This is a genomic window from Rhodococcus erythropolis NBRC 15567, from assembly GCF_001552595.1.
GTDB lineage: Bacteria > Actinomycetota > Actinomycetes > Mycobacteriales > Mycobacteriaceae > Rhodococcus_F > Rhodococcus_F erythropolis.
This window is the reverse complement of record NZ_BCRM01000002.1, coordinates 200,478-220,777: the sequence shown is the minus strand read 5'-3', so window position 1 is coordinate 220,777 and position 20,300 is coordinate 200,478. Positions and strand designations below refer to the sequence as shown.

Sequence of the window (20,300 nt, the reverse complement as noted above, 5' to 3'; positions counted from 1 at the left end):
CTTGCTCGGTGGCCGAGTCGGGCATACGTTCGAGGCTGATGGTTTGACCGCTGCAGTGCCGAAATCACACGCGAGGGGATGACCGCCACATGGATCACAGTCAGATGGACCATAGCGAGACGGACCATAGCGAGACGGACCATAGCGCGATGGACCATAGCCAGATGGAGCACGGTGCACACGGTGGTCACGCGGATCATGTCGCACAGTTCCGGACGTTGTTCGCAGTCATGCTGGTAATCGCAGTTCCGGTTGTTGCGGCAGATGCGATGTTCGCTGATCTGGTCGGGTACACATTGCCGGAAAACTCTCTGGTGGAATGGATCTCACCGGTGCTCGGCACCGTGATGTACCTCTGGGGAGGCAAGCCGTTCCTCACCGGCGCTGTCGCCGAAATACGTTCTCGGCAACCCGGAATGATGCTTCTGATCGCACTTGCCATCACCGTTGCCTTCTTCGCTTCTTGGGCTGCAAGTCTGCACTGGGTGGATCACACTCTTGATTTCTGGTGGGAGCTCGCGCTTCTGATCGTGATCATGTTGTTGGGTCACTGGATCGAGATGCGTTCGCTCAGTCAGACATCGAGCGCCTTGGATTCGCTTGCCGCTTTGCTGCCCGACGAGGCCGAACGGGTGGTGGGGGAGTCGGTGGAAACCGTGCCCACCGCAGCTCTGGCCACCGGCGACCTGGTGATAGTTCGTCCCGGCGCCCGCGTTCCCTCGGACGGAACGGTCGTCGAGGGAAGCGCCGACATGGACGAATCCATGATCACGGGCGAGTCGAAGACCGTCCGGCGGACTGTCGGAGATCAGGTGGTGGCCGGCACCGTAGCCACCGACTCGGCACTTCGGCTTCGAGTCACCGCTGTGGGAGAAGACACCGCGCTCGCCGGTATTCGGCGCCTGGTCGAACAGGCCCAGAACTCGTCGAGTCGTGCTCAGGTGTTGGCGGACAAGGCCGCTGCTCTGCTGTTCTGGTACGCACTGGGCGCGGCAGTGCTGACCGCGATCGCCTGGAGTATCTGGGGCACACCGGAGAGCGCAGTCACCCGGACGATCACCGTTCTGGTGATCGCCTGCCCGCACGCGCTCGGGTTGGCGATTCCGCTGGTCGTCTCCATCGCGACGGAACGAGCAGCTCGGGCTGGGATTCTGATCACCGACCGCATGGCCCTCGAGGCGATGCGCAACGTAGACACCGTTCTCTTCGACAAGACCGGCACTCTCACCAAGGGGGAGCCCGCAGTGGTCGGTGTGCGCGGCGTCGACGGGTACTCCGACGACGAAGTTCTCAGCGCAGCAGCTGCCGTCGAATTCGACAGCGAACATCCACTCGGGCGCGCCGTCGTCGCAGCAGCGCGGGAGTTGTCGCTCGAATTCACTTCGGGTTCCGACTTTCAGGCGCACAACGGAATCGGGGTTGCTGCGGACGTCGGCGGCGCACGCGTCGGTGTCGGCGGACCGGGGATGTTGAGATCGGTCGGGGCCACAGCGATCCCGGGGACCGAAGAGTGGCTCAGTGACGGGTCGACGGTCCTGCATGTAGTGCGTGACGAGAAGGTAATCGGCGCATTGGCATTGGCCGACGAGATTCGCCCGGAATCAGCATTGGCCGTCGACGCCCTCCACGCTCGCGGTGTTCGAGTGGCCATGGTCACCGGAGACGCGGAGGCCGTGGCTTATTCGGTCGCCCGCAGACTCGGAATTGACGAGGTCTTCGCCGAGGTGCTTCCTCAGGACAAGGGCGCGCAGGTATCTCGGCTTCAGGCTGCGGGCCACCGCGTGGCGATGGTCGGTGACGGGGTCAACGATGCGCCGGCACTCGCCCAGGCGGATGTGGGTATCGCGATCGGTGCCGGAACCGACGTGGCGATCGCATCGGCGGGAGTTGTTCTGGCCAGCGATGATCCGCGTTCGGTGAGCTCGGTCATCGAGCTGTCCCGCGCCACCTACCGCAAGATGGTTCAGAACCTCTGGTGGGCAGCGGGATACAACGCGATCTCGGTTCCCCTCGCTGCGGGAGTACTGGCGCCCGTCGGGTTTGTGCTGCCGATGGAGGTCGGAGCAATCCTGATGTCGGTATCCACTGTGGTCGTTGCCGCGAATGCCCAGTTGCTGCGACGCTTGGACTTGCGGCAACCACCGGTGACCGCGTTCGAGTCGAGAGTGCTCACACCGCAGTAGTGAGCGGATGAAGCTGGACTACTGTCGGCTCAGGAACGGAACGAGCGCACGCAGCACAGCTTCGGAGTCCGCGACTGCGCTCGCGTGATCAGCCCCCTCGATCACAGTCAAGGCACTGTCCGGGATCAGCGACGCGAGATGCTCGGTATCCGGCAGGCGCTCGCGATCTCTCGATCCGACGAACAACAACGCCGGTGTGGTGATCCGTTGAAGCACGGCGTCGTCGATGCCCTGCTCCTTCTCGGCCCGGCGCATGTAGGCCGCGAGTGCGAGGGCATCGTTGATTCGAAAGGCAGTCGCAGTCTGAGGATCCACCGGTTTGCCGCGCCTCGCGCCCCAACCGCTCAGAAACCCCTCGATACCGCCGCTTTCGAGTGCGTCGATGCAGCCTGGGAAGAACAATGCGTCGAACGCCCCCGTCATCGGCCGGCTACTACCGCCCCCGACGGTCAGCGATCGCACCCGTTCGGAGTGCTCGACAGTCAGCGACATCACCGAGCGCCCGCCGAACGAGTATCCGAGGACGTGAGCCGGTTCGAACGGAGACTCCGTGTCGAGGATCTCCAGGAGGTCGCCGACCACCAGATCCATTGCATACGAATCGGAGTCGTGTGGTTTGTCACTGCGTCCGTGACCCCGCATGTCGACGAGGATCAGACGATACTGTTCCTGGAGCGCCTTGACGTACCCGAAGCCACGCCAGATGGAGCGCGACAACGCTGTGCCGTGCACCATCAACAGGGGTGGGCCATCGCCCACGATCTGATAGGCGATCCGCGCACCGTCCACCGGATTTCTCACGTCGTGCAACACCCGTCCAGTATGGGTGCCAGCTACTGCGCACACGAACTCGAGTAGTCGTCCGGAGCCATTCCGACGGATGCCGTGAACTTTCACGACCAGTCGAGCAATCAACTCGGCCTCCCTCAGAGCTACCGGTCACTGCCCGGCCGGGCAGTACCCACTGTTCCAAGCAATGCATCGGTGAAGGGGTCTGCCGTGCTGACGCCTGCGGCTATGCCCCGAAGCAGAGCCTCGAAATCAGTGGCAACGACGGTGACCTCCTCGAACTCAGGCTCTCCTCCACGGACAACCTGACCGTCCGGTGTGAGCGCCAGGTACTCGTACCCATTGCGTACCGACAGCAGAATCGGGAGGTGAGTGGACCAGAAGGCGTTGATCGCCGCGCGCTCAGCCGGCCCGGAAGCGACCGCCAGGCTCTCGTGCCGGAACGCATTCCAAGGAAACGCCTCATCACTGACGCCGACTCCACCGGCATAGTTCTCCGCCGAGAGAAACCACACCTGGTCGTCGGAACTGGCAAGTACGGAGAACGAACTCGCCCACACGATGAGTTGATCACAAACGCCGACCAGCGGTTGCGGAACTGGGGCAGAGGCCGATCGAGTAGGTTCTCCGCGAACCCAACCTGCGATCGACAGCGCGGCGGTTGCGTCGAGGTGAAGGCACATCGCCCCACAGTAAGGCCAGACCGTCTCGCACCGATAGCGTCAACCGTCGGCCTACTCGGGATCGATGTCCTGAATACCATTCTCGTCCATGCTGATCCACCGCGTTATGCCGATGTCGCGCAGGAACGGCAGATCGTGACTCACCACCACGATGGCACCGCGGAAATCGGAAAGTGCCTGCGTGAGGTGGGTGAGACTCGGTAGGTCCAGGTTGTTGGTCGGCTCGTCGAGAAGAAGCAGCTGGGGCGCGGGTTCGGCCAGAAGGATCGTCGCTAACGCCGCGCGCAATCGTTCACCGCCGGAGAGCGCAGAAGCCAACACGTCGGAATCCGCTCCCCGGAAAAGGAACCGTGCCAACTGCCCACGAATTTCCTCGGCTGTTGCATGTGGCGCGGCCAAAGCGACGTTGTCCGCCACCGAGAGATCCTCGTCGAACACGTCGAGACGTTGGGGGAGCGCACGAGAGGCTACGAACGGAGTCGACGCAGCGAGTGCATCGAGCAACGTTGTCTTGCCGATTCCGTTGCGCCCCAGTAGCGCAATCCGCTCCGGCCCGGTGATCTGGAGCGACACCACTTGGCCGCTCCGCAACGTCACCTCGGCGAGCCGCGCAACCTGCTGCCCCGGATGAACCTCTGTAGCAGGAAGGTCCAGGCGAATCTCGCGATCGTCTCGAAGGAGTTCCTCTGCCTCCGACAGGGCGGACTTGGCCTCGTCCACCTTCCCGATATGGTTGAGGGCCAGCTTTCCGGCCGAAACTTGGGCTTGGCGTTTTCGTTCCTGCGCGATAATCAGTGGCACCCGCTTGTTCTCGAACATCTTCTGCCCATAGCGCTTACGTCGGTCCAGTTTTGTTCGAGCGTCGATCAGCTCGCGGCTCTGCTTCGCCAGATCGGCCTTGGCGTCGCGAACAGTGGCGAGTGCGTTTTCCTGCTCAGCGGTCACGACCTCCTGGTAGTGCGAGTAGTTGCCGCCGAACACGCGTAGATCCCCCCGACGTAGTTCGACCGTGTACTCCGCGGTGTCGAGCAGTTCCCGGTCGTGGCTGACGATCAGTACGGTTCCCGGAAACTGTTGGACTGCAGCATGAACTCGTGATCGAGCGTCGCGGTCCAGGTTGTTGGTCGGCTCGTCGAGGAGTAGCACCTGCGGATTCTTCAGCAGTGTTGCGGTCAAGCCGAGTAGGACGGTCTCCCCGCCGGAGAGGGTGCCGACGGTTCGGCTCAATGCTGCGGTATCCGGAACTACCTTCTCGAGGCCGAGTCGATGCAAGGTGGAGAGAGCGCTCTCCTCGATATCCCAGTTGTTGTCGACGAGTGCAAAATCGGACTCGGATCCGTCGCCGGTTTCGATGCGGTGCAATGCGTTTCGTAGTTCGTGGATACCGAGGATGCCGTCCACCCGAACACTCGGATCGAGTGTGATGTCTTGGCGGAGGCAGCCGACCTCGCCGGAAGCGGTCACGGATCCGGATTCCGGTGAGAGCTCTCCCGCGATCAATCGCAGCAGAGTCGACTTTCCCGATCCGTTAAGTCCCACGAGACCGACACGGCCACTGGGGAATACAAAATTGGTGCGGGAAAAGACTGATTCGCCGTCCGGCCAGATGAAGGTGAGATCCGAGAGCGACAGAGAAGGATGGGATTGGGTCATGAGTACTCCAGAGGGTGCTTGGACTGTGCGCCCGGCTCAGCAATTGCTGATGGGTGCGAGTGCCTTCGCGTGATGAACCTCTAGAGGAGCAACGGCCCGTTTCCTGTTCTGTCGGGAATGATTCGTGTTCCAGGCTAACGCGGTCGACCTGGCGGTGCAATGGGTTATTCGAGTCCGGCTCCTTGTGATCTTGACAATAGGCAAACGCATCGGCATTGTTACGCCTGCCAGATGATATGGCTGCCATACTAAATATGCGAGCAAGTATCAGGGAGGAAATCATGGCCGTAGAGGTACTCGAGTTGCATCACATCGGGTTGGGGATGGGGAATGACATCGCCGACCGAACCCGCGACTACTACCGGGACGTTCTCAATCTGACCCAGGATGCGGGACGCTGGCACATTCCCGGCATTCATGGTTACTTCCTCGATATTCCGAGTGACGTGCAGATTCATCTTCTCGGTAGCGACGGACCTTCGCCCTACAGCAAGGGGCCGGGCAAGGATCCGGTGGAAAATCACATAGCGCTCGCGGTCGCTGACATCGGGGCCGCCGAACGTGAACTGGACAAGCTCGGTGTTGAGTACTTTGCTCTGGACAACGTCGCCTCGCCCGACCTCAAGCAGTTGTTCGTGCGTGACCCGGCCGGCAACCTCGTCGAACTCCACCAGGTCGGATTGTGCAGATGCCGTAAGAGCCTGCGCGCCCAGCCCGCGGCCGGTGCGAACGAATGATTTTCGACGTGGGGGAGATGGCACCGAAGTCTCGCTACAACCTCCTCGCCTCCCTCATCGTTCCGAGACCGATAGCCTGGATCACGACGGTGGACGTCAGGGGCTCGGTGAACGCCGCCCCGTTCTCGTTCTTCAATCTGATGTCGGGAACGCCACCGCTCGTGTGCATCGGGATCGGCGCTCGTGAGGGAATTCCGAAGGATACTGCTCGAAATATCGGCTACACAGGTGAGTTCGTGATCAATCTTGTAGATCTCGAGTCTGTCGAGAGTATGAATATCACCGCCGGAGACTATCCAGCCGCAGTCGACGAAACGGCTGTCGCGGGTCTGGAACTGGTTGCTTCACAGAGCATTGCGCCCCCTCGGTTGGCAAGAGCACCAGTTTCGTTGGAATGCGTGGAACAACAGACGTTGTCGATCGGCTACGGGCGATCGATCGTGGTCGGCGAGATCACGACCGCACATGTCGACGACGAGCACGTGTTGGATCCGAGCCGAGGCCACATCGACGGTGCTTCGCTCGATCTCGTGGGGCGAATGCACGGTGGCGGTTGGTACACAACCACTTCCGACCCGTTCAGACTCGCTCGGGTCGATCAGCCTTCAGTCGAGTCCGGATCTTTGAAATGAGTCCACCACTTGCCGAGGATTCGGCCGAGGTCTTTTCGGTCTCGATCGGACAGAGGGGCGAGGAGGTCACGGCAAGCCTCTTCGAAGGCAGGAACCGTCTCCGCGACAGTGCCTTTCCCGATTTCCGTGATCTGGATGGGAGTGGACCGGCGGTCGGTCCCGGTCCGAGTGCGCTCGACGAATTCGCGCTTCTCGAGCCAGTCGAGGACGCCGGTTGCACTGGCACGGGAGATCCCGAAGTAATCCGAGATGCCGCTCGGTGTCTGCCGCATGTATGGCTCGTCTGTGTCGCTGATCGCCTGAGCGGCAAAGATGAGCAGAACGTCGAGCTTTCGTTCGGAAATCTCGAACGGTTCGAGGCTTCGGTTCACCGAACCGATGATGTCGTCGGCCAGCCACAGCGCGAGCAGCCCCAGTCGAGCAGCGGCAGGGTCGTCGGCAGATCCGTACTGGTCGAACATTGCCAGGACGGGTTCCATAGCTTCATCAGCGGTCCGTTTGCTGCGCTCGGCATTTGTTCCCGCCGCGCCGCGCCGATCGGCATTTGTTCCCGTCGCTTCCACGAATCGAGCTTACAAGTCTGCAGGCCGACCGCGGCAATGCGGCGGAAGCGTCTCGCGCGCGGATCGCTGCACTCACCTCCCCCAGAAATCTCGACAGCAGGAGCGTCATGCTGACTGAACGTCAAATACGGACCGCCGCCGAAGAACTCGACCAAGCAGAGCTGTCCGGTGTGCAGGTCGGACAGCTCTCCCTCGGATATCCGAAGATGGACCTCGACGACGCCTATGCAATTCAGACCGCATGGGTCGCGAGAAAGCTTGCCAGGGGCAGGACGATCATCGGTCACAAGATCGGGTTGACTTCGAAGGTGATGCAGCGTGCGTCGAACATCACCGAACCTGACCACGGGGTACTGCTCGACGACATGCTCTTTGCCGACGGTTCCGAGATACCCAATGGGCGCTTCATTGTTCCGCGGGTGGAGGTGGAGCTGGCGTTTGTCCTCGATCGGGACCTCAGTGGCCCCGGCGTCACACTGTACGACGTACTCGACGCGACGCGGTATGTCGTTCCGGCGGTGGAGATCATCGACGCGCGGATCGTGCAGGTCGACCCGGGATCAGGTCGAACACGAACAGTGTTCGACACCATCTCGGACAATGCAGCGAACGCCGGAATCATTCTCGGTGGGCGTCCGGTGGTACCGAACGAGACCGATCTGCGCTGGGTGTCAGCGCTCTGCTATCGAAACGCAGTTGTCGTGGAAAGCGGAGTAGCTGCCGCGGTCCTGAATCATCCGGCAATCGGTGTTGCGTGGCTCGCGAACAAACTCGGACGTCTCGGTGTCGGACTGAAAGCCGGCCACGTGATTCTTGCCGGCTCGTTCACCCGTCCGATCCAGGCGCAGCCGGGGGACACCTTTCACATCGACTACGGCTCGCTCGGCACCGTCTCGTGTCGGTTCGCCGAGACCGGACAAGGGGAACAATGACAACCAAGCCGTTCAAGGTCGCGCTTCGGTCCGATACTGCTCCCGCCCTCGGTTTGTGGCTCGGGCTCGGTGAAGCGGTCACTGCCGAGATATGCGCCGGGGCCGGGTTCGACTGGGTGTTGATCGACTCCGAGCACGGTCCGAACGACCTCCGGTCGGTGGCGGATCAGTTGCGAGCTGTTGCAGCTGATGCGGTCGAACCGATCGTGCGCCCGCCGAGCACCGACGCCGTTGATATCAAGAGACTTCTGGACATCGGCGTGAGAACGCTACTGCTGCCGATGGTCGAATCCGGTTCAGCGGCGAGGGATGCCGTTGCCGCAACACGATATCCGCCGTTCGGGAACCGCGGCGTCGGTAGCGCCCTCGCTCGCGCCTCACGATGGAACAGAGATGTCGACTACCTCGAAAATTCCGCGGACGGAATAACTCTCATCGCGCAGATCGAAACCCCCGGCGCTGTGGCGAACATCGGCGATATTGCGGGCACAGCCGGTATCGACGCTGTCTTTGTGGGCTTGTCGGACCTCGCTGCGACGTCGGGTCATCTCGGACAGCCGCTGCATCCGCAGGTGCAGGAGGCATTTCGATTCGTGGTGGACGAGTGCACACGAATCGGAGTTCCGGTGGGAACTTTGGCGGGGTCGGACGCCGTGGCCGACTTTGCGATCGGTCTCGGTTGTCGATTCGTGGCAATCGGGACCGACGTCGCGGTGCTGGTTCGAGGCTGTGAGACCTTGTTGGAAAGGTATCGTGCTCCGAAAGCTACTCGTGGAGTTGAAGTCTCGGTCTACTGAAAATCGCACGGTCCTCAGATTTTCGGGCCTTCGGACCGAAGATCGTCGACCTTCGACATTGCTTCGCGGAGTTCCGTGAGCCATTGTTCGCTGTGCTTGCCCGCCAACCGGACTGTCCACATGAGAGCGTCCGCTCGCGAGCGAGCAACTCCCGCGTCCACCAAGGTGTCGAGAACCTTGCGTTCGGGCTGACGTAGTCGTGTCATCACCGGAACTGCGAGATGTGTGAACAGGACGGTCTTTTCGTCCAGGCGTACACCCCAGGCGACCTTGCGTCCGTAGCGAGCCTCGGCCTCGTCGGCGATGCGCATCCGGTCGGCGCGCGTGGTTTCGCGAAAGCGCGAGATCCTTCCGTCCGCGGCGGCCTCGCCACCGTCGACTGCCGGGAGTTCACCGATCACGACGATTTCTTCGCGGTCGACCTGGACGTCGGCGGTCCCGGTGAACCAGTCATCTGGAAGTCGACCGGCAAACCAGTCGGACGCATCACTCGCGTCGGGAACCGATGCCTGTTGCCAACCTCCGGGACGGCCGAACCTGCGGTCGCCGGAGCTTTGTGAGTTCTTCATGGCGTTCTCCTCGGAAAGCTGGTGGAGCATGACGTGCGTTTATTGCACTGATTACATGATTACACTGATAGTCGAACCGGCGCCACAAATTCGGGCATGATCGGAGTCGTGCGCCTTTCACACGCTCGTCAGAGCTTCCGAACTTTCCGTCGTCCCGTGGCTGCCGTGGCTCTGGGGGTATTGGCCGCAGGATCGGTAGTTGCCTGCAGTTCTGGCCCTGACCAGCCGAAATCAGTGGCAGAAGAGTTCGCCTCCGCGCTCACGTCGGATGACGTGCAAGCGGCGGCAGCCCTGACCACCGATCCGGCGGCGGCCTCGACTGCGATTTCGGCTCTGATCGACGGGCTGGGCAAGGACGAGGGAACATTCACCGTCTCCGACGCCACCGAGTCCGGTGATTCTGCGGGGACGTTCACACTCGATGCGGCGTGGAAGTTCGGTGAAGGTCAGGACTGGAACTACTCGACGCAGGGAAACGCGTCGAAAAGCGGGGACAACTGGCTGATCCAGTGGGACCCGGCGCTGCTGGCCCCGGACCTGACCTCCTCGACCACTCTGCGCTACACGCCCACGACCGGTGCGCCGCCGTCCGTGCTGGACGCGGCGGGTCAGCCGATCATGGAGCAGCAGGTGGTGACGCTGGTCAATCTGGATTCCGCTGCGGTTCCTCCGGTGGACACCGCAGCTGTGGCCGCCCTGCTCTCGCCCGTCGCGCCGACGATCACGGCGACATCGCTCAGCGGCGACCTTGCGTCGGCGAACGGGAAGCCGGTCACCGCAATCACTTTGCGTGCCGAGGATCTTGCACCGATCGAAGAGCGGTTGGCGGCGATTCCCGGAGTGAGCTTGGCGCCGCAAGCGCGGTTGCTCTCGGTGGACAAAACTTTGGCGTCGCCGACGTTCAGTGGGCTGTCCGATCTGTGGCAGGAGGGGCAGGACAAATCCGCGGGCTGGGCGGTGCAGCAGGTGAAGCAGAACGGAACCGTCACCACCGTCGCCGGCCAAGACGGGCCGGTCGCTCCGAACATCGCGACCACCATCGACCGACCACTGCAACTCGCCGCCGAGAACGCGCTCGCCGGGGTGACGCAACAGGCGGCGATCGTAGCGCTACAGCCGTCGACCGGAGCGGTGTTGGCGGTGGCCCAGAATGCCCCCGCCGACGCACAGGGCCCCATTGCGTTGACCGGCCTGTACCCACCGGGGTCCACGTTCAAGACCGTGACGACCTCCGCGGCGCTGCAAGCCGGCGTCGCTACACCGGACACCGTTCTGGCGTGCCCGGGTACCGAGAACATCGAGGGCCGTCAGATCCCCAACGACGACGAGTTCGACCTCGGATCGGTTCCGCTGCACACCGCGTTCGCGAAGTCGTGCAACACCACCATGGCCAGGATGGCCGTGGGTCTGCCTGCCGATGCTCTGCACAACGCGGCTCTGCAGTTCGGGCTGGGCGTCGACTACGTCACCCCGGGCCTCACGACGGTGACGGGCAACGTCCCTGACGCGAACACGCCCGCCGAACGCGTCGAGTCCGCGATCGGACAGGGCACGGTGACCGCCACGCCTTTCGGGATGGCTCTCGTGGCGGCCTCGATCGCCAACGGGACGACACCCGCGCCGATGTTGGTCAAGGGACAGCCCGGCGTGGCAGATCAGACCGTTGCACCGGCTCCCACCGAGGTGACCGAACAGTTGCGGGTGATGATGCGCGAGACCGTCACAGGCGGTACGGCAACGTCGCTGCAGGACATTCCGGGGCTTCTGGGCAAGACCGGTACGGCCGAAACCGAAGGTGGTCCAGCACACGGGTGGTTTGTCGGAATCAAGGGAGATCTCGCATTTGCGGTGTTCATTGCCGGCGCCGACAGCTCTTCGCCTGCGGTGCAGGTAGCGGGTACTTTTCTGCGCTGAAACCTGTTTTCCGTTGCAGTTGGATCACGCCGTCGTAGCTCAACCGTGACACGTTCGTAGGCATCCCGTGCTTGTTACTCGTGTGACAGAAGTAAAGAGTTACATGCATGGGGCCCGGAGGACAGCACAACCGTCGTGGAAAATATGTCGTTGCTTCGATAACTGCTGTCGTTCTGACAGTGGCGCTCGCGTCATGTGTCATCGGTGGGGAGAAGAAAACCGACGCCGCTTCGGTGGTGGAAGACTTCGTCACCGCCCTGAACAACCACGACGCCGAAGCTGCAGCGGCGCTCACGTCGTACCCCAACGCGGCCCGGCCCTCGATCCAGCAGATGTTCGACGGACTGGCTGCCAAGTCCACCGACTTCGACGTCGCTCAGGTCATGGATCTGGGTAGCGACTCCGGACTCTTCACCCTCGACGCGTCCTGGAACTTCGGCGAAGGCAAGGACTGGAGCTACCAGTCGCAGGGCGAGGTTCGCGATCTTTCCGTCGGCTGGCGGGTGTCCTGGGACCCGTCAGTCCTGGTTCCCGACCTCGGAAACGGGCGCACCGTCTCGTACACCCGCACCGACGCAGCGCCCCCGAAGGTGGTCGACAGCACGGGCACCCTGCTCATGAACGAGCAGACCATCAACGCGATCACTCTCGACCCGACGACCATGCCGGACCCCGTCGACACCACTCGTCGCCTCGCCGCAGTTCTCGAGCCCGTCGCACCATTGGTGACCTCGGAGTCGATGCTGGCCGACCTCGCGGCCAACCCGGGCAAGCCCGTCACCGCCGTACTGCTCCGCGATCCCGACTACGCGTACCTGGAAAGCGATTTTGCGATCCCCGGCGTCGTCGTGGTCAAGACACCCAAGCTGATCGCCTCCGATCGTCGTATCAACTCGCCGCTCCTGGACCCGCTGCGGACCGTGTGGCAGGCCAATCGCGACGCCACCGCCGGCTGGGCGGTCAACCTGGTGGAGTCCAACGGATTCCCGATCAAACAAGCCGGCTTCCAAGGACCTCCCGGCCCCGACGTCGCCGCAACCCTCGATTCGCACGCTCAACTCGCTGCGATCGAAGCCGTCGTCAGTGCAGGTACTCCCGCCGCCATCGTCGCGATCCGCCCGTCGGACGGCGCCATTCTGGCTGCAGCACAGAACAATCAGGCCATCGAACAGGGCCCGATCGCATTCACCGGGTTGCGTCCGGCCGGCGGCGCCCTCGATCTGGTCCGCCTCGCATCGTCGATGCAGAACGGCGTCGACCCCGGATCTGTGTCCCCCGAACAGTTGGCCGACACCGGGCAGCAACTCGGACTCGGCAACGGCTTCCACATTCAGGGACTCGATCAGCAGACGGCAGTACTTGCCGCGAACCGCCCCGGCGTGGACCAGGCAATGAACAACGTCATGGCCAACAAGACGTCCAACGACGCGGACGCGCCGACAGTGACTCCGTTCGGAATGGCGATGCTCGCGGCATCGATCGCCCGCGGCAGTGCCCCGCTGCCGATGATGGTATTCGGACAACCGGCTACCGCCGACGTCACGCCGACGGCATTGCCCGGCGACGTCAACAATCGTCTGCGCGACGCCATGCGAGGGGCCGGCGGACTGGCCGGGTACCCGGACATGATGGCGGCCGGTGCAGCGAGCGGTGACGATCGCTGGTTCTACGGATCGCGCGGAGACTTCGCGTTTGCAGTGTTCGTCGCAGACGCCGACGGCGGCGATCGAGCAATGCAGATGACGGACAAGCTCTTCCAGGAACTCGGCAAGCCTGCCGACAAGTAGTACCAGGCACCGCGGGTAGATTCCTGGTTCGTGAACCTGCTCGATTTCCTTTTCCTCGTCGTAGCGGGATTCTTCAGCGGTCTAGTCGGTTTTGTCACCGGTCTCGCATCGATCGTTTCGTATCCGGCGCTGCTGAGCGTCGGGCTCTCGCCGGTCAGCGCGAACATGACCAATACCGTCGCGTTGGTGGCCGTGGGCGTCGGCGCATTGGCGAACTCGTCCCGTGAAGTTGCCGACACGGGTCCGAAACTTGTTCGCTGGTCTCTCTATTCGGCTGCCGGTGGCATCATCGGTGCCCTGATTCTGTGGCTGGCACCGGAAGGTTCGTTCGAATCCGTTGTGCCGGCGATGGTTGTGTTCGCCTCGCTCGCGTTGCTACTGCAACCGAAGATTCGTGAGTTGTCCGGCGGCGGTGACCGTCCCGGAATCTACTCGGCCGCACTGTTTGCCGTCGCGGTCTACGGCGGCTATTTCGGTGCCGGTGCCGGCGTCATCTTCCTGGCCGCGACGCTCATCCTCACGTCCGAAACGGTGTGGCGTGCAACGATCCTGAAGAGCTTCTTTCTCGGCATTGCCAATCTTGTGGCTGCACTCATCTTCGCCTTCTCCGGACAGGTGCATTGGGTGGCCGCGTTGGCGATGGCGCTCGGAGCGTTGGCCGGAGGTTGGTGTGGCCCGCCCGTAGTCAAGAAAATCCCGCCATCGGTACTGCGAGTGGCAGTAGCGATAGCGGGATTCGTGCTGGCTCTGTGGTTGTGGGTGAAGTGAGACCGCCTACTTCACGCCCTGCATCAGCTTCTTGATCCAGGGTGAGGCAAGAGCAAGAAGTACTCCGATTCCGATTGACGAGAAACCGATGATCAGGAAGAACGGACGACTGTCGTCGATGTCGAAGTAACCGGCCAAGGTTCCCGCCATCGAAGAACCCAACGCAACGGACAAGAAGAACAACGCCACCATCTGGGTGTGGAAATGCTCGGGCGCGAGTTTGGTTGCAAGGGAAAGGCCGACGGGGGACAGGAAGAGTTCCGCGAAGGTGAAGAGCAGAAGCACTCCGGCAAGGCCGAGGAGCGGTGCACTGTTCGGTCCCCCGCCGGTGATCGGGATGAACGCCAGGAACGCCAGACCCATCGTGCCGGTACCGAGCGCGAACTTGATCGGCGACGACGGCTGACGGTCACCGAGTTTTGTCCACATCGCTGCAAACACACCGGCAAAGATGATGATGAACACCGGATTGATCGACTGCACCCACGTCGGCGGGAAGTCCCAACCGAAGAGATTGCGGTCCAGGAGTTTGTCGGAGATCACCGGCACGGTGGTGAACTGCTGCTGAAACAGCGACCAGAAGGCCGCGCTCGCAATGAACATCGGGATGAACGCAAAGACTCGACTGCGTTCGACCTTGGTCACCTTCTTGCTGGTGAGCATGAGGAGGAAGTAACCGACCGACGCGACGATCGTGAGTCCGACAACGACGTCGGACATGTTGTCCGCGGTGATCAAACCGGTGATCGAGGCGACCGCGACGACGACGATCGCAGCAATGGCGATCCCGATGTAGAGCGCGCGCTTGTCCGCGGGCAACGGGTTGCCGGGCTCGGCTCCGATTCCATGAAGATGCTTCCGACCCAGCGTGTACTGGATCAGGCCGAGAGCCATGCCGACGGCGGCGAGAGCAAAACCGGCATGGAATCCCCAGGCGTCCTGGACGGCTCCGGTGAGCAGTGGACCGACAAGACCGCCGATGTTGATGCCCATGTAGAAGATGGAGAATCCGGCGTCGCGGCGATTGTCCTGTTCGGAATATAGGTCTCCGACCAGAGAGGTCGCATTGGCCTTCAAGCCGCCGCTGCCGAAGGCGACCATGACCAGGCCGACACCCACACCCCACATGCCAGGAAGAACCGACAAGGCGATGTGGCCGGCCATCACCAGCGAAGCGCTGTAGAAGAGCGTGCGCTCGGAGCCGAGAAGTCGGTCGGCCACCCACGCGCCGAGAATCGTCGACAGATAGACGGTGCCGCCGTATGCGCCGACGATGCTGGTCGCTGCCGCCTGACTGATTCCGAGGCCGCCGTCGCTGACGCTGTAGTACAGGTAGTAGATGAGGATGCCTTGCATCCCGTAGAAGGAGAATCTCTCCCACATCTCGACGCCGAACAGGTTCGCCAGCGCAAAGGGTTGGCCGAAGAACCCCCGGTCTTCTTTCTCGCTACGTTCGACGGGCTCCGTAGTGTTGCTCATTCGAAAAGTGTCCTACGTGCTCGGGCATTTCGGGTGGTTCCGAGCCGTGGAGTTTGGTTACGACTTGGTGCGGATCCTCGCTACCAGCGGAGCGAGTGCGCGCCAACCGAGAAGGAACGCGCCGAGGACCAGCGTCGCGACGACGATGAAGCTGAACTGGGTGCCCTGGCCACTCAACACTCGCAGGATCATGCCGATGATGACGGCGCCGAGCCAAACGACAATGCCGGTGGGAAGAAGGAGAACGGCATTGAACTTGTCGCGGTACAGCGCGAACGTGGCAGCCCATCCGATCACCAGGCCGGTCAGGAAGGGCCACGATGTCTTCGCCAGACCGGCGAGCGCATTGGCTTCTTCGTGGGTACGGCGCCCTATCGCGCAGAAGATTATGACAAGAATGGCGTCGATCAGCAGGAATGGTGCGTACTTCTTCACGCTCACACCATACGACTGTGCGCCTTTATTAACCGCGGGCGGTTAATAAAGGCGCACAGTGCTGTTAAGCCTGGAGGCCGGCTTCGATCTCGAGGGTGATCGTGATCTTGTCGCCGACAACTGCTCCGCCGCCTTCGAGGGGCATCTCGATGGAGATGTCGAAGTCCTTGCGGTTGATGACGGTGGTGGCTTCGAATCCGGCGACGGGGCCCTGGCCCATGCCCGGGTTGACGCCGTTGAACTCGAGGTTCAGCTCGACCTCGCGGGTGACGCCGTGGAGCGTGAAGTCGCCGGCGAGGACGAAGTCGCTGCCCTTGGAGCGCACTGCGGTGGACTTGAAGGTGGCCTTCGGGAACTTCTCGACGTCGAAGAAGTCAGCGGACTTGATGTGGCCGTCGCGCTGCTCGTTCTTGGTGTTGATGGAGTCCACGGAGATCTCGGCCTCGACGGCGGGGGTTCCGTCTTCGGCAACGGTGATCGTTCCCGAGAACTCGTCGAACGTTCCACGAACCTTGGAAACCATGAGGTGGCGAACCGAGAATCCGACAGTGGAGTGGACGGTGTCGATGACCCAGGTTCCGGCGGTCAATGTGGGCAAGGTTGCGGTGGTCATGGAAGCTCCTGAATAAGTAGTTGAATGTTCAAGTTCTTGTAGCTTCAACTATGGACCCCGGGAAATCCTTCCGCAAGATCATGTGAGCTGCATCACAGCGTTTGTGCTTGCGGCATAGACGGCGTGAAGCGCCGACGCTGTCACTGACTGATGCACCGCAATGCCCCAGCGCCCCTCGCCGTTCACCACGCATTCTGCGATGGTGACTGCCGAATTCGCATTACCGGAAGACTCCGGGTTGCGGGGCAGTGAATGCTGGGTGAGCGAGACGACCTCGACGTCCGAGCCCTGTTCCGTCAGGATCTTGCTCAATGCCTCGACCGGGCCGGACGCACTCGCGGCGGCGGTGACCTCGCGTCCGTCGCGATCAATGGCGACGAACAACTGATCACCGTCGGCGGTGTGTTCCAGGGAGTACCGACGCACTCCTCCGTTGTACCCGTACTCGCGCAGTAGCAGTTTCCACAGCTGGTCGGCAGTCATTTCGGTGCCCGAGTCGTCGGTCTCGAGCTGCACTCGCGAGGCGAAGTCGATTTGCAGGCGCCGGGGGAGTTCGACCCCGTACTCGGTCTGCAACAGATAAGCGATTCCGCCTTTGCCCGACTGGCTGTTCACACGAATCACCGCCTGGTAATCGCGGCCGACGTCGGCGGGGTCGATCGGCAGATAGGGGACTGCCCACGGCGCCGATCCCGGATCGACGCCGGCAGCCTCCGCGCTCTCGTAGTGATGGGCGAAGCCCTTCTTGATCGCATCCTGGTGGGTTCCGGAAAATGCCGTGTACACGAGATCTCCGCCGTACGGGTGGCGCTCGTGGACGGGAATTCGGTTGCAGTACTCCACCGTTCGACGGATCTTGTCGATGTCGGAGAAGTCGATTTCCGGATCGACGCCCTGTGCATGCAGATTCAGCCCCAGCGTGACCAGGTCGACGTTGCCCGTGCGCTCGCCGTTGCCGAACAGGCATCCCTCGACGCGCTGCGCGCCGGCCAGTACTGCCAGTTCGGCACATGCAACCCCGGTGCCGCGGTCGTTGTGCGGGTGGACCGAGAGAATCACCGAATCGCGTCGGGCCAGGTTCTGGTGCATGTATTCGATCTGGTCGGCATAGATGTTGGGGGTGGCGATTTCGACTGTGGCAGGCAGGTTGTGGATGACCGGGCGATCGGGACTGGCGTCCCAGAGTTCGGTGAGGCTGTTGCAGACCTGCAGGATGTAATCGGGTTCGGTGAGGTTGAAGACCTCGGGGGAGAACTCGAATCGCCACCCGTCGTGGCCTTCGCCGCCACGGGCCACGTCCTGCGCCGCACGGAAAATCATGTCGTGCAACTCTTCTCGCTCTTTGTCGAGAACCACGTTTCGCCACGTCGGCGCAGTCGCGGTGTACATGTGGACGACCGCGTTCGGCAGTCCCTCGATCGACTGGTACGTCCGTTCGATCAAATCCGTACGCGCGGCGGTGAATACGACGATGGTGACGTCGTCGGGAACGAGATCGAACCGCACCAGGTCGCGAACGAAATCGAAATCGGTCTGGCTCGCAGAGGGATAGCCGACCTCGATTTCCTTGTAGCCGATCGCCACCATCAGTTCGAACATTCGGCGCTTGCGTTCGGGGTCCATCGGTTCTGCGAGGGCTTGATTGCCGTCACGCAGATCGACGGGCACCCACAGGGGCGCCGCGGTGGTGCGATTGGACGGCCACGTTCGGTCGAAAGTCGGAATGTCGACGCGATCCCACGCGGCGCGATAGCGCTCGGACGGCATGCGTGACGGCTTCTGGTTGTTCCAGCGGTTGGCGCGGGTAGTACTCATCTTCGGTTTCTCCTGCGGTCGAGTCGAGAGACCGGCATGGCGAAACCCCGCGGAGGGGTGCCGGTCTGTCAGGCCCCGCCGCGGCAGTCGAGAAGGAGTGCTCCTGTAGCCATGCGGGCTACACTAGAACGAAATCACTTATCAGACAACCTGAGGAGTTCACGTGTCACCGATCGTCGAGCGTCGGCTGCTCACCGACCAGGCTGCGGAGTTGCTGCGAGCGCGGATCGTGAGCGGTGAATGGGAAGTCGGCGCCAAACTTCCAGGTGAAACCACTTTGGCTGCGCAGTTGGGTATCGGTCGGTCCACCATCAGGGAAGCGGTGCGGACCCTCGCGGGCCTCGGCATGCTCGAATCGAGACAGGGTGCCGGCGTCTTCCTACGGAGTACGACGCCTCCGGATCAGTGGCCGCGCGTGCTCGAAGCCGAGGCGATTCTTCATGTCGTCGAGGTGCGAAATGCGGTCGAGATCGAAGCGGCTCGGCTGGCGGCACAGCGCCGCGATGCCGTTGACGTCGCGGCTCTGCGGCAGGCGTTGGACGGTAGAACTGCCGCCGCGCACTCTGGGGACGCAGCGTTTGTCGACGCCGACATTGCGGTCCACCGGGCAGTGGTGGATGCGGCACACAATCCCGTGCTGTCGGAACTCTTCGAGACTTTTGTGCCGCGTCTGCGGGCCGGGTTGATCGAGTTGATCGCGGTTCTGGACCTGCATCCACACAGTCAGCCGGATGCGGACGAGCATCGAATGTTGGTGGACGCCATCGAAGCCGGCGACGCGGAGGCAGCGGTACGGATCAGCCGGGCACACCTCGACGACATGGCGGCAGCGTTGCGACGTTAAACGCCCGGCTGTTCGCGGCGTTCGAACTCGAGATCCATCTCGAGGTCTTCGTGGTGGGTTGCACGGAATGACACGAGGAAGATGAGCCATCCCACCAGAGCGACAAGTACGAAACTGATTATCCGATAAACGAATACCGCTGCTGCGGCTTGCGCCCAGGTAGAGCCCGCCATGGTCAGTGCTGTGATGAGCACGGGCTCGACATAGCCGAGACCGCCCGGCATGAGGGGAATACTGCCCACCGCTTTCGCCGCTGTGAACGCGATCAGCAGGCCGGCGAAGGACGGATCGGCTCCTACTGCCCAACAAGCGAAACCGAGACAGAGGACGTCGGCAACTCGGTGAACTGCCGACCATCCGAAGGCAACCGCAGTGTCGGTCCGACTGAGTTCAACCGAGTCCAGTTGCTTGAGGATTTCGGACCAACGGTGCATACCGCGCCCGGTCGGGTTTTTGCGGGAACGGTTGTACAGCGCCAGAACTCGGTGCCCGATGCGTTCGATGCTGCCGGGATTCTGGGCTACGTATCGCAACGCCAGAAACAGTGCTGCCATGCCGACGAGCGAAATCGTCAGCGTCACCGGGCTGACCTTGGTGCCGAACGCCACTGCGCCAGTGGCACCGAGTAGTGCCAGAGTCGCGGCGGCGATGACACCGCACATTGCCAACTGCCAGGACGCGACAACCGGCGTCGCCCCCCACTTTCGAGTCTGCTTGTACGTGAACGCTGTCGAGAAGACCTGGCCGGCAGGCAACGTCAACGCCATCGCCGTGCTGGCGTAGATGACCGAGAGGTTCTTGAGGTGACCGGCGACAACACCTGCCGCGTTGAGAAGGCGCTGCTGAACGGACGCGTAACCACTGAGGGACACCGCCTGGGCGGCTACACAGGCAGCCACCCAACCCCAATGGATTTCGGTGAGAGCTTGCCAGTACTCGTTGAGACGAGGCCACAGGATGATTCCCTCGACGATCAGAAGGGCGATCAGAGCCACCCCGAGCAGCCACTTCAACCACCAGAAGCGCCCTCTGGCCCGACTGGTCTCGGCCACGGGCGAGCGTGGTCGTCTCAGTCGCCGTGGGGTATTTCCAGGCTGAGCCATCGAC

At 62.4% G+C, this 20,300-nt stretch carries 19 protein-coding genes; 9 read left to right on the top strand and 10 right to left on the bottom strand.

Annotated elements, in window-relative coordinates; translation table 11 throughout:
• Positions 1–104 precede the first annotated feature (104 nt).
• Entirely contained in the window at positions 105–2,183 is a 2,079-nt protein-coding gene (locus RE4_RS07615) for a heavy metal translocating P-type ATPase (RefSeq protein WP_060938372.1), read from the top strand.
• Positions 2,184–2,201: 18 nt separating this feature from the next.
• Here RE4_RS07615 and RE4_RS07610 read toward each other — a convergent pair whose 3' ends face one another.
• The 3 genes from RE4_RS07610 to RE4_RS07600 form a co-directional block, all read right to left on the bottom strand.
• The gene (locus tag RE4_RS07610) at positions 2,202–2,972 is read right to left on the bottom strand and encodes an alpha/beta fold hydrolase (RefSeq protein WP_024487536.1); all 771 of its coding nucleotides are present in this window, start codon (positions 2,970–2,972) and stop codon (positions 2,202–2,204) included.
• Between the two features lie 143 nt (positions 2,973–3,115).
• On the bottom strand, positions 3,116–3,655 hold the full coding sequence (locus RE4_RS07605; protein ID WP_060938350.1) for a hypothetical protein: 540 nt from the start codon (positions 3,653–3,655) through the stop codon (positions 3,116–3,118).
• A 51-nt stretch (positions 3,656–3,706) separates the two neighbouring features.
• A complete protein-coding gene (locus tag RE4_RS07600) occupies positions 3,707–5,308 on the bottom strand; it encodes an ABC-F family ATP-binding cassette domain-containing protein (protein ID WP_060938349.1) in 1,602 nt (533 codons plus the stop codon).
• A 281-nt stretch (positions 5,309–5,589) separates the two neighbouring features.
• Between RE4_RS07600 and RE4_RS07595 the strand changes: the two genes are divergently transcribed.
• Both RE4_RS07595 and RE4_RS07590 read left to right on the top strand, forming a co-directional pair.
• Positions 5,590–6,045 carry a VOC family protein gene (locus tag RE4_RS07595; RefSeq protein WP_019747088.1) on the top strand — a complete coding sequence of 152 codons (456 nt, stop codon included), beginning with the start codon at positions 5,590–5,592 and terminating at the stop codon, positions 6,043–6,045.
• A complete protein-coding gene (locus RE4_RS07590) occupies positions 6,042–6,677 on the top strand; it encodes a flavin reductase family protein (protein WP_020906389.1) in 636 nt (211 codons plus the stop codon). Before RE4_RS07595 ends, RE4_RS07590 begins: the two co-directional genes overlap by 4 nt.
• Here the strand turns inward: RE4_RS07590 and RE4_RS07585 are convergent.
• Positions 6,644–7,240 carry a MarR family winged helix-turn-helix transcriptional regulator gene (locus RE4_RS07585; RefSeq protein ID WP_021333122.1) on the bottom strand — a complete coding sequence of 199 codons (597 nt, stop codon included), beginning with the start codon at positions 7,238–7,240 and terminating at the stop codon, positions 6,644–6,646. The genes RE4_RS07590 and RE4_RS07585 overlap by 34 nt on opposite strands.
• 107 nt (positions 7,241–7,347) lie before the next feature.
• Here RE4_RS07585 and hpaH point away from each other — a divergent pair, with 107 nt between their 5' ends.
• Complete coding sequence (hpaH, locus tag RE4_RS07580) at positions 7,348–8,172, top strand: 2-oxo-hept-4-ene-1,7-dioate hydratase (RefSeq protein WP_060938348.1); 825 nt, start codon at positions 7,348–7,350, stop codon at positions 8,170–8,172.
• The gene (locus RE4_RS07575; protein ID WP_020906392.1) at positions 8,169–8,969 is read left to right on the top strand and encodes an HpcH/HpaI aldolase family protein; all 801 of its coding nucleotides are present in this window, start codon (positions 8,169–8,171) and stop codon (positions 8,967–8,969) included. Before hpaH ends, RE4_RS07575 begins: the two co-directional genes overlap by 4 nt.
• A 14-nt stretch (positions 8,970–8,983) precedes the next feature.
• On the opposite strand, the gene abmR is transcribed toward RE4_RS07575, so the two are convergent.
• Positions 8,984–9,538 (bottom strand): ATP-binding transcription factor AbmR, encoded by a 555-nt coding sequence (gene abmR, locus RE4_RS07570; protein WP_029254565.1) that lies wholly within the window; start codon positions 9,536–9,538, stop codon positions 8,984–8,986.
• 96 nt (positions 9,539–9,634) lie between these two features.
• Between abmR and RE4_RS07565 the strand changes: the two genes are divergently transcribed.
• The 3 genes from RE4_RS07565 to RE4_RS07555 all read left to right on the top strand — a co-directional run bounded on the left by RE4_RS07565 (position 9,635) and on the right by RE4_RS07555 (position 14,007).
• The gene (locus RE4_RS07565; protein WP_060938347.1) at positions 9,635–11,452 is read left to right on the top strand and encodes a penicillin-binding transpeptidase domain-containing protein; all 1,818 of its coding nucleotides are present in this window, start codon (positions 9,635–9,637) and stop codon (positions 11,450–11,452) included.
• Positions 11,453–11,559: 107 nt separating this feature from the next.
• Positions 11,560–13,239, top strand: coding sequence for an NTF2-like N-terminal transpeptidase domain-containing protein (locus tag RE4_RS07560; RefSeq protein WP_019747094.1), 1,680 nt, complete (start codon positions 11,560–11,562; stop codon positions 13,237–13,239).
• A 30-nt stretch (positions 13,240–13,269) separates the two neighbouring features.
• Positions 13,270–14,007, top strand: coding sequence for a sulfite exporter TauE/SafE family protein (locus tag RE4_RS07555; RefSeq protein WP_003945554.1), 738 nt, complete (start codon positions 13,270–13,272; stop codon positions 14,005–14,007).
• Positions 14,008–14,013: 6 nt separating this feature from the next.
• Here RE4_RS07555 and RE4_RS07550 read toward each other — a convergent pair whose 3' ends face one another.
• The 4 genes from RE4_RS07550 to RE4_RS07535 all read right to left on the bottom strand — a co-directional run bounded on the left by RE4_RS07550 (position 14,014) and on the right by RE4_RS07535 (position 18,349).
• Positions 14,014–15,486 carry a peptide MFS transporter gene (locus RE4_RS07550; RefSeq protein ID WP_020906397.1) on the bottom strand — a complete coding sequence of 491 codons (1,473 nt, stop codon included), beginning with the start codon at positions 15,484–15,486 and terminating at the stop codon, positions 14,014–14,016.
• 57 nt (positions 15,487–15,543) lie between these two features.
• The gene (locus RE4_RS07545) at positions 15,544–15,921 is read right to left on the bottom strand and encodes a DUF3054 domain-containing protein (RefSeq protein ID WP_060938371.1); all 378 of its coding nucleotides are present in this window, start codon (positions 15,919–15,921) and stop codon (positions 15,544–15,546) included.
• 64 nt (positions 15,922–15,985) lie between these two features.
• Positions 15,986–16,534: a YceI family protein gene (locus tag RE4_RS07540; RefSeq protein ID WP_019747097.1), complete on the bottom strand. Its 549-nt coding sequence runs from the start codon at positions 16,532–16,534 to the stop codon at positions 15,986–15,988.
• Positions 16,535–16,612: 78 nt separating this feature from the next.
• A complete protein-coding gene (locus RE4_RS07535) occupies positions 16,613–18,349 on the bottom strand; it encodes a 2-isopropylmalate synthase (RefSeq protein ID WP_060938346.1) in 1,737 nt (578 codons plus the stop codon).
• Positions 18,350–18,512: 163 nt separating this feature from the next.
• Here RE4_RS07535 and RE4_RS07530 point away from each other — a divergent pair, with 163 nt between their 5' ends.
• Complete coding sequence (locus RE4_RS07530) at positions 18,513–19,193, top strand: FadR/GntR family transcriptional regulator (protein ID WP_060938345.1); 681 nt, start codon at positions 18,513–18,515, stop codon at positions 19,191–19,193.
• Here RE4_RS07530 and RE4_RS07525 read toward each other — a convergent pair.
• Positions 19,190–20,296 carry a lysylphosphatidylglycerol synthase transmembrane domain-containing protein gene (locus RE4_RS07525; RefSeq protein ID WP_029254570.1) on the bottom strand — a complete coding sequence of 369 codons (1,107 nt, stop codon included), beginning with the start codon at positions 20,294–20,296 and terminating at the stop codon, positions 19,190–19,192. The genes RE4_RS07530 and RE4_RS07525 overlap by 4 nt on opposite strands.
• Positions 20,297–20,300: the final 4 nt, after the last annotated feature.

Bases quoted from the DNA above. Each gene is read 5' to 3' on its own strand.
- RE4_RS07535 (WP_060938346.1), bottom strand. From the start codon at position 18,349: ATGAGTACTACCCGCGCCAACCGCTGGAACAACCAGAAGCCGTCACGC.
- abmR (WP_029254565.1), bottom strand. From the start codon at position 9,538: ATGAAGAACTCACAAAGCTCCGGCGACCGCAGGTTCGGCCGTCCCGGA.
- RE4_RS07560 (WP_019747094.1), top strand. From the start codon at position 11,560: ATGGGGCCCGGAGGACAGCACAACCGTCGTGGAAAATATGTCGTTGCT.
- RE4_RS07595 (WP_019747088.1), top strand. From the start codon at position 5,590: ATGGCCGTAGAGGTACTCGAGTTGCATCACATCGGGTTGGGGATGGGG.
- hpaH (WP_060938348.1), top strand. From the start codon at position 7,348: ATGCTGACTGAACGTCAAATACGGACCGCCGCCGAAGAACTCGACCAA.
- RE4_RS07615 (WP_060938372.1), top strand. From the start codon at position 105: ATGGACCATAGCGAGACGGACCATAGCGAGACGGACCATAGCGCGATG.
- RE4_RS07590 (WP_020906389.1), top strand. From the start codon at position 6,042: ATGATTTTCGACGTGGGGGAGATGGCACCGAAGTCTCGCTACAACCTC.
- RE4_RS07600 (WP_060938349.1), bottom strand. From the start codon at position 5,308: ATGACCCAATCCCATCCTTCTCTGTCGCTCTCGGATCTCACCTTCATC.
- RE4_RS07565 (WP_060938347.1), top strand. From the start codon at position 9,635: ATGATCGGAGTCGTGCGCCTTTCACACGCTCGTCAGAGCTTCCGAACT.
- RE4_RS07575 (WP_020906392.1), top strand. From the start codon at position 8,169: ATGACAACCAAGCCGTTCAAGGTCGCGCTTCGGTCCGATACTGCTCCC.
- RE4_RS07525 (WP_029254570.1), bottom strand. From the start codon at position 20,296: ATGGCTCAGCCTGGAAATACCCCACGGCGACTGAGACGACCACGCTCG.
- RE4_RS07550 (WP_020906397.1), bottom strand. From the start codon at position 15,486: ATGAGCAACACTACGGAGCCCGTCGAACGTAGCGAGAAAGAAGACCGG.
- RE4_RS07605 (WP_060938350.1), bottom strand. From the start codon at position 3,655: ATGTGCCTTCACCTCGACGCAACCGCCGCGCTGTCGATCGCAGGTTGG.
- RE4_RS07540 (WP_019747097.1), bottom strand. From the start codon at position 16,534: ATGACCACCGCAACCTTGCCCACATTGACCGCCGGAACCTGGGTCATC.